This is a genomic window from Roseobacter denitrificans OCh 114 (genome assembly GCF_000014045.1).
GTDB lineage: Bacteria > Pseudomonadota > Alphaproteobacteria > Rhodobacterales > Rhodobacteraceae > Roseobacter > Roseobacter denitrificans.
In genome coordinates, this window is the sequence record NC_008209.1 from 3,556,449 (window position 1) to 3,570,241 (window position 13,793).

8 protein-coding genes are annotated in these 13,793 nt (G+C 58.7%); 7 read left to right on the top strand and 1 reads right to left on the bottom strand.

Going from position 1 to position 13,793, the window contains the following annotated elements; translation table 11 throughout:
• Positions 1-101: 101 nt before the first annotated feature.
• From araD to RD1_RS16985, 7 genes are all read left to right on the top strand, one after another.
• On the top strand, positions 102-1,835 hold the full coding sequence (araD, locus tag RD1_RS16955) for an L-arabinonate dehydratase (RefSeq protein WP_011569776.1): 1,734 nt from the start codon (positions 102-104) through the stop codon (positions 1,833-1,835).
• Positions 1,836-1,897: 62 nt separating this feature from the next.
• Positions 1,898-2,203, top strand: coding sequence for a DUF4389 domain-containing protein (locus RD1_RS16960; RefSeq protein ID WP_011569777.1), 306 nt, complete (start codon positions 1,898-1,900; stop codon positions 2,201-2,203).
• A gap of 71 nt (positions 2,204-2,274) precedes the next feature.
• The gene (locus tag RD1_RS16965) at positions 2,275-3,675 is read left to right on the top strand and encodes a M20 family metallopeptidase (RefSeq protein WP_011569778.1); all 1,401 of its coding nucleotides are present in this window, start codon (positions 2,275-2,277) and stop codon (positions 3,673-3,675) included.
• A gap of 211 nt (positions 3,676-3,886) precedes the next feature.
• Entirely contained in the window at positions 3,887-5,752 is a 1,866-nt protein-coding gene (htpG, locus tag RD1_RS16970) for a molecular chaperone HtpG (RefSeq protein WP_011569779.1), read from the top strand.
• 217 nt (positions 5,753-5,969) lie between these two features.
• Entirely contained in the window at positions 5,970-6,344 is a 375-nt protein-coding gene (locus RD1_RS16975; RefSeq protein WP_044033514.1) for a hypothetical protein, read from the top strand.
• A gap of 225 nt (positions 6,345-6,569) precedes the next feature.
• The gene (locus tag RD1_RS16980) at positions 6,570-9,068 is read left to right on the top strand and encodes a cation:proton antiporter (protein WP_044033515.1); all 2,499 of its coding nucleotides are present in this window, start codon (positions 6,570-6,572) and stop codon (positions 9,066-9,068) included.
• Positions 9,069-9,269: 201 nt separating this feature from the next.
• Positions 9,270-10,487 (top strand): 50S ribosomal protein L11 methyltransferase, encoded by a 1,218-nt coding sequence (locus RD1_RS16985; RefSeq protein ID WP_245897339.1) that lies wholly within the window; start codon positions 9,270-9,272, stop codon positions 10,485-10,487.
• Between the two features lie 623 nt (positions 10,488-11,110).
• Here the strand turns inward: RD1_RS16985 and RD1_RS16990 are convergent.
• On the bottom strand, positions 11,111-13,585 hold the full coding sequence (locus tag RD1_RS16990; protein ID WP_253186872.1) for a sensor domain-containing protein: 2,475 nt from the start codon (positions 13,583-13,585) through the stop codon (positions 11,111-11,113).
• Between the last annotated feature and the right edge of the window lie 208 nt (positions 13,586-13,793).

Below are 13,793 nucleotides of genomic sequence, written 5' to 3' on the forward strand. Positions count from 1 at the left end.
TCCTTGCAATGGGTATGCAGCGCATCAAAAGACAGGCACCCCATGGAAACCGCCGCTTATTTGGCGCTATGCTCCCGGCAGTCGCAAGGGAACAGCGGTAGATGCACAAGAAACCATATGATCAATTCCGCTCCGCGCGCTGGTTTGGGCCGGACGATCTGCGGTCCTTCGGCCACCGCTCGCGCGCGATGCAGATGGGGCTGTCGCGCGAGGATTGGGAGGGTAAACCGGTCATCGCCATCCTCAATACATGGTCCGAGTTGCAACCCTGCCACATGCATTTCAAGGACCGGGTCGCCTTCGTCAAAAAGGGCGTGCTTCAGGCAGGCGGCATGCCGGTGGAAATCCCGGTCCATTCACTGGGCGAGCAATTGTTGAAACCAACCGCCATGCTGTACCGCAATATGGTGGCGATGGAGGTCGAAGAAGTCCTGCGCGCGAACCCGGTCGATGGCGCGGTGCTGATGGGCGGCTGCGATAAATCCACGCCCGCGCTTGTGATGGGCGCGGTGTCCATGGGCCTTCCCTTCATCTACCTGCCCGCAGGTCCGATGTTGCGGGGCAATTATGCCGGAAAGGTGCTGGGGTCCGGGGCCGATGCATGGAAATACTGGGATGAGCGGCGCGCGGGGCACATCTCCAAAGAGGAATGGCAAGGGCTCGAAGGGGGCATCGCGCGGTCCTATGGGCATTGCATGACCATGGGCACGGCCAGCACCATGACGGCCATCGCCGAAGGGCTTGGCCTCTGTCTGCCGGGGGCGTCGTCCATCCCGGCCCCTGACGTGAACCACCAGCGCATGAGTGCCGCCTGCGGGCGACGCATCGTCGATATGGTCTGGCAGGACCTGACGCCGGATCAGATCATCACCCAAAGCAGTGTCGCGAACGCCGTGACCGTTGCCATGGCCACCGGCTGTTCCACCAATGCGATCATTCACCTGATTGCCATGGCACGCAGGTCCGGGGTGCCTCTGACGCTTGATGATCTGGACGCAATCGGAAGAACGACGCCCGTGATTGCCAATATCCGACCCTCCGGAAAGGACTACCTGATGGAGGATTTCTTTTATGCGGGGGGCTTGCCCGCGCTGATGAAAGAACTGGGCGACAAGCTGGATTTGGACGCAATGACCGTTTCGGGGCGCACGGTCGGCCAGAACATCGCGGGTGCCACGAATTACAACAGCGATGTGATCCGCAGCTTGCGCAACCCGGTCTACGGCGAAGGGTCGCTGGCGGTGCTCAAGGGCAATCTGGCACCGGATGGCGCGGTCATCAAACCCGCTGCGATGGATGCGAAGTTCATGACACATCGCGGGCCTGCGATGGTGGCAAATTCCTATGCCGAACTGAAGTCGATCATAGATGACCCGCAGGCGGACATTACCGCCGACCACGTTCTGATCCTGCGCAACGCGGGTCCTCAGGGCGGGCCCGGCATGCCCGAATGGGGCATGATCCCCATGCCACAAAAGCTGCTGAACGAAGGGCACCGGGACATGGTGCGCCTGTCCGATGCGCGCATGAGCGGCACGAGTTACGGAGCCTGTATCCTGCATGTGGCGCCTGAGGCATTTGTGGGCGGGCCGCTCGCGCTGATCGAAACCGGAGATATGATCTCGCTCGACATTCCGAACCGCCGCCTCGACGTGGAATTGACCGAAGAGCAACTGGCAAAGCGGCGGCAAAACTGGGTGCCGCCCAAACCGCACTATGAACGCGGCTATGGCTGGATGTTTCTCAAACACATCGAACAGGCGGACAAAGGGTGTGATTTTGACTTCCTGCGCACGGAATTCGGCGCATCCGTACCAGAACCAGAGATCAATTGATTAAAGACGCCCGGCGGAGATATGATCCGGTGCGAGGGCACAGCCAGGTTTGGAGAGCGCGCATGAACAACGACGAGGACAAGATCGCCGGGCGCCTGCACGGCGAGCAGATCGAGCCTGAAGGGGCGGACAACCTGCTGGAACGGCTGATCTACGTGCTGATCATCGCCGTCATGATTTCGTTTGCGCAAACGGTGCTGGGGGTGATGACCGTCATCCAGTTCATCATCATGCTGGTCAACAACAAGCAACCCAATGAACGGATTGCGGATTTTGGTACCGACCTGGGGATTTGGGTCGCCAAGGCGGCCAGATACCAGACCGCGGCGAGCACCGTGAAACCCTGGCCGTGGAGCGATCTCGATTAAGGGTTTACACCCAACAGGGGCACTTCGGTTTCAGGACGAAAAAGCGTACACAACAGACAACAGGGAATACGATGACCCGCACCGCCGCACTGAAGCGCGCGCGCGCATATTTCGATCAGGGGCAGTTTCAGTCTGACCTGGCGGACCTCGTGGCCTATCGCACCGAAAGCCAGAGCCGCAGCGAAATGGCGCGAAAGGAAAGCGCGCGGTATCTGAACGTCGCCATCGGGCCGCGCCTTGCCGCGATGGGGTTCAGCTTTGAAATCATTGAAAACCCTGACGCAAATGGCGGCCCGCTATTGATCGGTGAGCGGCGCGAAAGCGACGACCAGATCACCGTTCTGACCTATGGGCACGGGGATACCGTGCTTGCTCAGGAGGTTATGTGGCGCGAGGGCCTTGCGCCATGGACGCTGGTTGACGAAGGCGACCGCCTTTATGGACGCGGCACGGCGGACAACAAGAGCCAGCATCTGATCAATATCGCCGCCGTCGAGGCCGTGCTGGCCACGCGCGGGCGTCTTGGGTTCAACCTGCGCATCGTGATCGAAATGAGCGAAGAGGTTGGCTCAATCGGTCTGGCGCAGGTCTTTGCACGCTACAAGGAGCGTCTTGCGGCGGATGTCCTGATCGCATCGGATGGCCCGCGCCTGCAACCCGGCGTGCCGACCATGTTCATGGGCTCACGCGGGGCGACGACCTTTGATTTGCTGGTGCAAACACATGATGGCGCGCATCATTCCGGCAACTGGGGCGGGCTTTTGGCGGACCCTGCGATGATCCTTGCGCATGCGCTGGCGTCGATCACCGACCGGCGGGGCCAGATCAAGGTGCCCGAATGGCGCCCCGACAGCCTGACCGTTGGGGTGCGCGCTGCCCTGAGGGATTTGCCGGTCACAGATAGGGATGGGCCAGCAGTCAAGCCCGATTGGGGCGAAGAAGGTCTCACCCCCGCCGAGCGGGTTTTCGGGTGGAACAGTTTCGCGGTTCTCGCTCAGGTTTGCGGCACACCTGAGGCCCCGGTCAACGCGATTTCGGGATGGGCGCGCGCCACATGCCAATTGCGCTATGTGGTGGGCACTGACCCGGCGGATATAGTGCCCGCCTTGCGCCGCCATCTGGATGCGCATGGGTTTGAAGACGTCCAGATCTTAGAGCATGCGCGCGGCTTCTTTTCGGCCACGCGTCTTGACCCCGATCACCCTTGGGCGGCATTCGTCGCAAACTCGATCCGCGAAACCAGTGGCGGGGCGCTGCATATCCTGCCCAACCTTGCCGGGTCGCTCCCGAATGACAGCTTTACCGATATTCTTGAGGTTCCCACGATCTGGGTGCCGCACTCCTATCGGGGCTGCGCGCAACATGCGCCCGATGAACATGTACTGAAATCCGTCTGTTGCGACGCATTGCAGGTCATGGCGGGTGTCTTTTGGGATCTCGGCGCGGATGGCGCAGACCTGCCGAAAAAATAATACGTCCCCGCGTCGCGGCTATCTTCTTGAGGAAACCTGCCGCGGCCCTTAAAACAGCAATCTGATTTGCACCGAGGCCCGAAAACGAATGCGTTTGACGGCGGTTCAAGGAATACTGCATCTGGACCGACAGGCGCTTGAAACGACAGTCGATTTTCTTATGTTCCTGCGCACGATCGGCCCCGACGCCACATGAAAAGAGGTTTTCACAATGACTGATGCAAGCGTAAAAGAAACATTTTCCTTTCAGACGGAAGTGGGTCAGCTTCTGGATATCGTTGCTGGATCCCTTTACTCCAATCGTGAGATCTTCCTGCGGGAACTGGTGTCCAACGCCTCGGACGCCTGCGACAAACTCCGCTATGAGGCGCTGACGAACCCGTCCCTTGCACAAAATGCGGATGAATTCGCCATCTCGCTCGCGGTTGACAAGAAGGCAAAGACGCTTTCGGTCTCCGACAACGGCATCGGGATGAACCATGGTGACTTGCTCGACACGCTCGGCACCATCGCAAGGTCCGGCACCGGTGCATTTCTGGACGCGCTGAAATCCGAGGAAAAGGGCGACATCGGCTTGATCGGCCAGTTTGGTGTCGGGTTTTATTCCGCATTCATGGTGGCCGAGCGTGTGGATGTGCTGACGCGCAAAGCGGGTGAGGACGAAAGCTGGCTGTGGTCCTCAGACGGAAAGGGCGAATTTTCGATCGAGCCCGGCGAGCGCGCCCAAAGCGGCACGACCGTCACGCTGCATTTGAAAAAGGACGCGAAGGAATTCCTCGAAGAGAGCCGCATTCGCCACATCATCAAGACCTATTCCGAACACATCAGCTTTCCGGTGCGGCTGGACACGGAAGCGCTGAATTCCGCCTCCGCGATCTGGACCCGCGCGCCCAAAGAGATCACCGAGGAACAACACACAGAATTCTACCACCACGTCTCGAACGCCTTCGACAAGCCATGGCATGTCTTGCACAACCGCGTTGAGGGCACGGTCAATCACACGAGCCTGCTTTATGTGCCTTCCATGGCGCCGTTTGATCTTTATGAGGCCGAGCGCAAGAGCCACGTGAAGCTCTATGTGAACCGGGTATTTATTTCCGACAACACACGCGATCTGATCCCCGCCTACCTGCGGTTTCTGCGCGGTGTGGTGGATTCGCAGGATCTGTCGCTCAATGTCTCGCGCGAGATGCTGCAGTCGGATCCGAAACTGGCCAAGATCAAAACCTCTGTCACCAAGAAAGTGCTGAGCGAGCTGAAGAAGAAGGCCAAAAAATCCCCCGAGGACTATGCAGGTTTCTGGCAGAATTTCGGTCCGGTCCTCAAGGAAGGGCTGATCGAAGACCCCGCCCTGCGCGATCGCATCCTTGAAATCTGCCGCTTCTCGTCCACAAAATCCGGCGATGTGACCAGCCTTGCCGACTACATCAGCCGCTGTAAGGAGGGTCAGGACGCGATCTATTACATCGCAGGCGATGACGCGAGAAAGATCGCGCAATCCCCGCATCTGGAAGGGTTCAGGGCCAAGGACGTCGAGGTGTTGCTGCTGTCTGATCATGTCGATGAATTCTGGCTCCAGCACATCACGGAATTTGAAGGCAAGCCGTTCAAATCCATCACACGTGGGGCGGCTGATCTGGACAAGATCAACGAGGGTGAAAAAGCGGATGATGCCGAAGAGGAGGCGCAAGCACCCGATCTGAATGATCTGATTGCCGCGCTCAAACTGGAACTTGGCGCATCGGTCAAGGACGTGCGCCCCTCCAAAAGGTTGACGGATAGCCCCGTCTGTCTGATCGCGGATGAGGGTGACATCGACGTCAACCTTGAGAGAATGCTGAAACGGCATGGTCAGTTGCAGGACGCAATGCCACGGGTGCTTGAGTTGAACCCGGATCACAGGATCATCACGAAACTGGCTGAACGGGCGAAAGGCAGCGCAGCCGCGTCTGACACGTTGCTCAAGGATGCCGCACATTTGCTGCTGGATCAGGCGCGCATTGCGGACGGCGAGACGCCCGCCGATCCGGCCGAATTTGTCCGGCGTCTGGGCTCGGTGATGGACAGCGCGTTGTAAAAGCGCGCGCAGGGAACTGTGCAGTAACAGGTGGTTTTAAAATGCAAACCGACTGGCGTTTGCCCGTCGGCCGGTTGTTCATGTGATCGGTTAGGTGCTGCGCCGCGCAGCGAGCAGACCCGGCACCATTCTGCGCAAAACCTGCGAGCAGTGCCTGACATATGCGCAGACGTCAGTTAAAACCGACGGCACCCCATCGCCACCAGAGAGGTCTGATTTGCCCAACGCCGACTCCACATCACATGCGCTGGCAGCACGGGTTCGCGCCCGTCTGTGCGCGCTTGCCGGGCAAGCGACGCCGATCACCTATCAGGCGCTGGCCCGCGATCTGTCTCTGTCACCGCCCAACACCATCCACCAGTTGACAGTGGCGCTGGAACTTCTGATCGAAGAGGACGCCGCCCGGTCCCACCCCCTGATCGCAGCCCTCGTGATCAGCAAAGCAAGGGGCGGTTTGCCCGCCCCCGGTTTTTTCGACTGCGCCGCGCGCGTCGGACGATTTGCAGGCGATGATGCCGGGCCTGAAGCGGCGGCATTCCATGAAGAGGAATACACCAAGGCCGCCGCGTTTTGGGCCGGCAAGACATCCTGAGCGCGACCCGCCCCTTTCATCGAAGGCGGCTTTAGTCGCTGTGGGCAAACCAAATGCCTTACCCCACAAGGCCCGCATCGTTTCACTTCGCCCTCTGTCAGCGGACAGGTTTTTCAGAAAAACGCGCTTTGCCCGCAAGGGCAGGTTTCTCATCCTGATCGCTTTTCCGGCTGAACATCCCCTGTTTCTGCACACGCGCTGCGAGCCATGTGGTATCGGATGATCATGGACATCGTCGTAATCACCACGATCATAGCATCGCTTTTCCTCGTCATCGGGCTGTCGGAGCCGTTGGCCGCGCGTCTGAAGCTGCCCTACACCGTTATTCTGGCGCTGGTCGGCATTCTGATCGGGGTGGGCGCGCTGTTCTTTCTGCGCACCGACCTGACGGATGTGCTGAACCCCGTGGCCGAAGCGATCCTTGGCCTGCCGATCAAATCCAACGTGTTTCTTTATGTCTTTTTGCCGACTTTGCTGTTTCAGGCCACATTGGGCATGAACCTGCGGCGCATGATTGATGACTGGGTTCCGATCCTGACCCTTGCCGTCGTCGCCGTGGTCGTCGCCACGCTGTCGGTAGGCTATGCGCTCGCCTCCGTCAGTGCCCTGCCGCTGATGGCCTGTCTGCTGGTGGGTGCGATCGTCTCCACCACGGACCCATCGGCCGTTGTGTCGATCTTCAGGTCCATCTCGGCACCGCGCCGGTTGTCGCGCATCATTGAGGGCGAGAGCCTGCTGAACGATGCCGCGGCCATCGCGCTCTTTGGGCTGTTCATGGGATTTGTCATGCTCGGTCTGCCTGACCCCACCCTGAGCGACACATTCATGCAATTTCCACTGCTGATCATCGGCGGCGCGCTGATCGGGTGGCTGGCCGCGCGATGCGCGGTCTGGGTCATGGCCCTGTTCGGGCGCTATGAACTGGCGCAGATTTCAATCTCTGTCGCGCTGCCCTATCTGGCCTATATCGTTGCAGAACAAAGCGTTGGCGCCTCCGGTGTGATTGCTGTCGTTGTCGCAGGCCTCACCCTGAACCTGACCGGACCGGGCCGGTTGTCACCGCAATCCTGGGCAAACCTGCGCGAAGTCTGGGGCCTGTTGGCCCATTGGGCCGGGGCGCTGATCTTCATCCTCGCAGCCCTGCTCATTCCCCGCCTTCTTGAGGAAGTCCGCCTTGGCGATTTCGTCCTGCTCATCGTTGTGATCCTCGCGGCCATCGCAGCCCGTGTCGTGATCCTGTTCGGACTGTTGCCGCTGCTGACTGTTTTCAGGATTTCACCACCGGTCGAGCGGCAGTACCGTGTCGCGATCCTGTGGGGCGGTCTGCGCGGGGCTGTGACGCTGGCGCTTGCTCTTGCTGTTACCGAAAGCGCGCGGGTCCCGGATGAGTTGCAGCGCGTGGTGGGTATTCTGGCCACCGGTTTCACGCTTTTCACCCTGATGGTTCAGGGGACCACCCTGCGTCTGGTGATCCGGCGGCTTGGCCTTGACCGCTTGTCCCCCATCGAGGATGCGCTGTCGCGGCAGGTTATTGCCGTCGCCCTGCAAACCGTGCGCGAGGACGTGGCGCGCACCTCGGAAAACTACGATCTGACGCATGACATCGTGCGCGCAGAAGCAAAGCAGTTTGGGGAGCGGCTGGATGCCGCCGTGAAACTGGCTGAGGACACGGACGACATTCTGGAGCGTGATCGCGTTACTCTGGGCCTGATCGCACTGGCCGCTTTTGAGCGGGACATGATCCTCGAACGCGTCCGCGAACGCACCATATCCGCGTCGATGGCCGAACAGGTGGTCCAGAATGCGGATCGCCTGATTGAAGCCGCACGCATCGGCGGGCGCACCGGGTATCAACGCGCCGCGCGCCGCTCTGTCGCCTATGGCAAAACATTTCGCGCCGCTGTATTGCTGCATAGCCGTGTGGGCATATCCTACCCGCTGGCCCGCATGACGGCTGATCGCTTTGAACAATTGCTGTCACAACGCTTGATCCTCAAGGATCTGGGGGCATTCATCGAGGGTCGCATTCGCCGGATCTACGGCCGCCGCCTTGCGGATCTTTTGCAGGAAATGCTCGCAAGGCGCATCGAAATGGTCGAGACCGCGCTGGAAGGGCTGCGCCTGCAATATCCGGGCTATGCCGAGGAACTGGAGCGTCGCTTCATCAGACGCACCGCACTTCGCATAGAAGAGCGGGAATACAACACCATGCGCGACGATGGTTTGATCGGTTCCGAGGTGCATGGCATGCTGATACAGGACCTTGGCACGCGCCGGGCTGCCATCGAAGAACGCCCGCATCTTGATCTGGCGCTGCAACGGGTGGAGTTGATCCGACAGTTCCCGCTCTTTGTGGACCTTGATGAGGATGCCGTAAAACGTCTGTGCCGGACGTTCAAAACGAAATACGCCAATGCAGGCGACATCCTGATCCGCAAGGACAACTCGGAGAAACAGGTCTATTTCATCGCATCCGGCGCCGTTGAGTTGGAAAGTGCGGGCCAATCATGGCGCTTGGGTCGCGGAGAGATGTTCGGACAGATGGCAATTCTGATTAGGAAAAAGCTGCGTGTCGAGGCCCGTGCGATTGCCCCGTCAACCTTCCTTGTTCTGGATGAAACCCGTTTCAGGCGTTTGTTGTCGCGCAGCGAAAAACTTCGCTCGGCTGTGCGCGCCAGCGCTGAAAAACGCGGCATTGATCTTGAGGCACTGCAGGCGGAATAGGCGCATTTGCCCTGATGTTGTCAGGCAAGCCCCCGTTGTTTTCTTTTCGGCGGCACCGACCAAACCGACAGTATGATCATGCACCGGATGGCATCACACCCCTTTACGATATCTTAGAGCCTCACGTGGATGATGCCGCTTGGCAGGATTTGCACCACATGAGGAAAAACAAAATTGGCTGAAAGAATTTCACCGACATCTTTGCAACACAAACAAGAACATATCGAACAGCCCCAGCGGGGCGCGCAGAAGGCGGACACCCTCGTTGAACTGGCAAAACTGGAACCGCTGACGGATGGTGGCCTGCGCACATCACAGCTGCTGGCGCAAACGCTCGCCCTGGCACCCGACCATCATGAGGCGCGGGTGCTGCGCGAAAGGCTGCACCAGATGTTCGTGCCGCGCTGGCATTTCCCGATGCTTGCCGACAAGACGCGCAACAACGCTTACGCGAGGGCCATAAACGCCAAGGTGAAGCCCGGTGACATCGTGCTGGACATTGGCTGCGGCGCGGGTTTGACCGCCATGCTGGCAGCGCGTGCGGGTGCCAAACATGTCTATACCTGCGAACAACAGCCCCTGATCGCGCAAGCCGCCATGCAGGTGATCCGGGACAATGGCCTGAGTGATTGCATCACGGTCATCCCGAAACTGTCGCATAATCTTGTTGTTGGTGTGGATATTCCGGAGCCGGCGGATGTCGTGATCTCGGAAATAGTCGATACCGTCCTGCTTGGCGAAGGGGCGCTTGCCACTCTTACCCATGCCATGCACATGCTGGCCAAACCAAATGCACGCGCGATTCCGGAAAGTGGCAAGCTGATCGCGCAACTCGTGCAAAGCGACGCATTGATGAACCTGATGCGCCCGACTGAGGCGGAAGAGTTTGACCTCAGCGCCTTTCATCGCTTTGCCAGCGTCGCACAGCTTACGCCGAACGATGTCGCGGCCTGCGCGCTTACCCCTTTGGGACCGGCATCAGACTTGTTCGGGTTTGATTTCACCATACCGACTGTACGATCCGCGCGTACGACAACAAACCTTGCCTGCGGTCAAACCGGCACCATTCATGCCGTTTTTGTGAGTTTCGAGATGGAGCTGGCGCCTGATATTGTGTTGTCAAATGGCCTGCAATCGGATGGGCATTGGGGACGAACGGCATTCCTGCTTGATCATCCACGACCTGCAGCGGACGGGACCCGATTGACAGTCACCGCGCAACACGACGCCGCCCAATTGAGCCTGACAATCGCTGGCGATGAACCCGCTCTCAGGGCTTCGGAAAACGCAACTGGCTGGCTGAAGCGCGCATTGGATTTGCCAGAACACCTCTGGAAAACACCCCACGTCGCCACCACAGCCAAAGTGCGAAGCAGCGCGGCAAAAAACAAGGAAGGACCAAAGAAAATGGCAGGCTGAGGATCAGACGCGGGATGTGCCATTGCCCTTCCCTGAGACGGTGCGCACAAAAAATGCCGCTGCACCGAAGGTCACGATTGGTAAACCACTGCGCCATTTGCACGCTGGGGGCGACGGCCTTTTTACGGTGCTTTGCGCCAAGGCTTCGCGGTTTTACTGCCCTGCATCAACCGGGCCGACAACGTTTCTCTGCCAGGGGGTTCGCTGACTTCATGCGCCTGACCGATGCGAAAGGGCGGATGATCTATTGCCCGCTGCGCCCTGTCGAATGGTGTTTGCCAGCCGGGCCAGCACTATCGCATAGGCAGATATTGATTGGCTCATCACTGTTTGCGAACGTCATCCAACCCTTGCAACACGCATCAAAACCAAGATGAGCGTCGGCTGCAAGACTGAATTGCCTTGTCATCCCGAAGGTGGTATCCCCCTTCAAACGCCCGATCGCAGGCTTTAACCGAGTGCGCTGCGCGCCGTGATCAACCTGAGCATCTGATCTGACCCTGTCTGGGTGACAGGCGCGACCGCACAGCGCTCCGCCTGCGGCTTCAAAAACCCTGGCGCCCGTGGGGCAGACCCGCAAACGCGCGCCCGACGCTCCGTCGTGCATAACATCATGCGCGTGATCAGTTCCCGGCAAATCCTGTACTGGCATCTCTGGCAAAGAAGCTGAGAAGGTCTTCGAATGGCATCGGCTTGGCGAACAGGAAACCCTGCAGCCGATCACACCCGAGGTCGGCAAGTACCGCCGCTTGCTCCCGCGTCTCCACACCTTCAGCAGTGACGCCCATTTCGAGCGCGAGCCCGATTTCGACAATGGAACGCACCAGACGCAAACCACTGTCACTCTCCGTCACTTGTGCAATCAAACGACCATCTATTTTCAATCGGTCCGGCGCGATGCGCTGCAACGCAACAACGGAAGCGTTTCCGCTGCCAAAGTCGTCTATTTCAATGGTGATGCCAATGTCACGCAAACGGTCCAGCTGGAACAGGAATGCATCGTCCTCCTCTTCGACGAACATCGTCTCCAGGAGTTCAAAACAGATTTTCCCCGAATACCCTGAAACGCGCGCTCTGATGTCATTGATGCTGTTCTCGCGCACCCGGCTGGCGCTGACGTTAAAAGACAGTGAGGGGCAGGATGGCATTCGCGGCAGCACCCCTTCGCAGTCTTTCATCGCTTTTTCAAAGATCAGCTCATCAATACTTGCCGTGATGTTCAGATCGGTTGCAATCGCCAGAAACGCTTCGGGAAGAACAATTCCCTTTTGCGGATGCTGCCAGCGCGCCAGAACTTCAACACCCGCGACATGACCTGTTTCGGCGTCGATCTGTGGCTGGTAATATGGCACGAACTCATCCTGTTCGATCGCCCGCAATATGTCGTCCGCCATCGTTTTTCTTTTGAGGATATCCTGTAGATCACTTCGGTCAAAGAAACCCAACCGTCCCCGCCCTGCACGCTTGGCCTTGTAAAGCGCAATGTCAGAGTTTGTCAGCAACTTGTCCACTTCTGAGAGCGGTGTCTCTGCGACGCCTATTGATGCACCGAACCGACATTCCTTGCCTTCGAAATAGACCGGCATCTGAAGCTCTTTGAGCAAAGTGGTTGCCAACTGAAAGGGCCGCGTGCTGCCGGTTTCGAACCGGAGCAACACCACAAATTCGTCCCCCCCGATGCGCGCGATGACATCCTGCGGTTCGACCTCGTTCCTGATCCGGTTCGCGGTTTCCAACAACACATGATCACCCGCCGCATGCCCCATCGTGTCATTGATCTGTTTGAAACGGTCTAGGTCAATGTGCAGCATGGCTATTTCGCCACCCTGCCTGCAGCGGGATTCAGCAAGCTGTTGAAACCTATGGGACAAATGACGCCGATTTCCCAACCCCGTGAGGGCATCATGACCGGCGATGTGGCTAATCTCTTCATTGGCGCGTTCCAGCTTTTTTGTATATCGCTCGACCGCGCGCCGCTGATTCACCACTTCGGTGATGTTCAGCCGCAGAACCACATATTCCCCATTCTTGGTTTTGGAGCGCACAATCCGGAAGTGCTGACCATCCGCGAATTCGAAATCCTCGACAGATCTGTCGAGAAGGTGCGGGCTATAGTATGCTTGCAGCCACTCTTCCTCCCGACCCCGGGCCGCGGGAATACGCCCGCAATAGGCCGCCTGGCGCAACAGATCCTTCAGGTTGGTGCCGGTGCGCAGCTTTTCGGGGGTGTCGGTGACAGAGCGCGCATAGGCTGGATTCCAGACCACCAGATTATGTGACGCATCATAAATCGCGAACGGGTCCGGATAGGCATTGATGGCAGAAACCAGACGCTCCTGAACCGCCTCGAGCGCGCGGCGTTGTCGCACAAGTTCCGTTGTATCAATCCTCAGCATAACCAGATCACCGTTCTTGGCACGTGATCTCAACAACCGGTGATGGATGTCACCTGCCAACTCCAGATCCTGCACGGGTTTGGCAACATCCGCTTCCTGATGCTCAAGGGAGGCCCATTCCTTTTCCTTTCCGATGGCCTGCACGATCTTGCCGCCTTCGATGGCAATGCGGGCCGCTTCAGTGCGATGCATTCCAACATAAAGCGCCGCAGGATCATCCGTCATCGACCGGCTGTAGGCGTCGTTCCACACGATCAGGCAATCATCCTTGTCGTAAATTGCAAAGGGCGAGGGATAGGCATCAAGGGCCGCCATCAGCCGCGCGCGCGATCGGGTGGCCTTTGCTTCAGCATCCTTCAAAGCCGAAATTTCGCGATAGGTTGCGCAGATATAGCGATCTTCCTCCGGGTTATCACCGGTGGTCAGGAACGAGATACTCGCCCAGAATTGCGTGCCATCAGCCCGCGTAAACTGCGATTGCGTTGACAGGTTTTGCGCACAGCCCGTCTCTTCCCCAGCGATCGCGTCATAGAGGCGCAACGTGGTTTGAAGCTCACCGACCTCCTCGAAAGAGCGTCCGCGCAGGTCTTCGGGGGCATAGCCAAACAGACGCGTGAAGCCCTTGTTGATATAGGCGACCCGCAGGACATCGCAGCCGGGCGAGATGCATCCAACCACGACCGCATCGCCGGTGAGATCCATATACATCCTCTGAAGTGTCTCGAACTTCATCGCCACCCCTACTCCGAAACCCCCGCTATAGGTGCTTTTGGTTAGGGTCTGGTGAACGATTGCCTAAAATTGTTCGCAGTGCCGCTTTGTGAACGTGGCCTGAGCACATCTTTCTTGGCATTTCGTCCACCATTCCGGTTTCGAAACGGGAACACCCGGTACTGTCGAACCTGTGCCC

Bases quoted from the DNA above. Each gene is read 5' to 3' on its own strand.
- RD1_RS16960 (WP_011569777.1), top strand. From the start codon at position 1,898: ATGAACAACGACGAGGACAAGATCGCCGGGCGCCTGCACGGCGAGCAG.
- araD (WP_011569776.1), top strand. From the start codon at position 102: ATGCACAAGAAACCATATGATCAATTCCGCTCCGCGCGCTGGTTTGGG.
- RD1_RS16965 (WP_011569778.1), top strand. From the start codon at position 2,275: ATGACCCGCACCGCCGCACTGAAGCGCGCGCGCGCATATTTCGATCAG.
- htpG (WP_011569779.1), top strand. From the start codon at position 3,887: ATGACTGATGCAAGCGTAAAAGAAACATTTTCCTTTCAGACGGAAGTG.
- RD1_RS16990 (WP_253186872.1), bottom strand. From the start codon at position 13,585: ATGGATCTCACCGGCGATGCGGTCGTGGTTGGATGCATCTCGCCCGGC.
- RD1_RS16980 (WP_044033515.1), top strand. From the start codon at position 6,570: ATGGACATCGTCGTAATCACCACGATCATAGCATCGCTTTTCCTCGTC.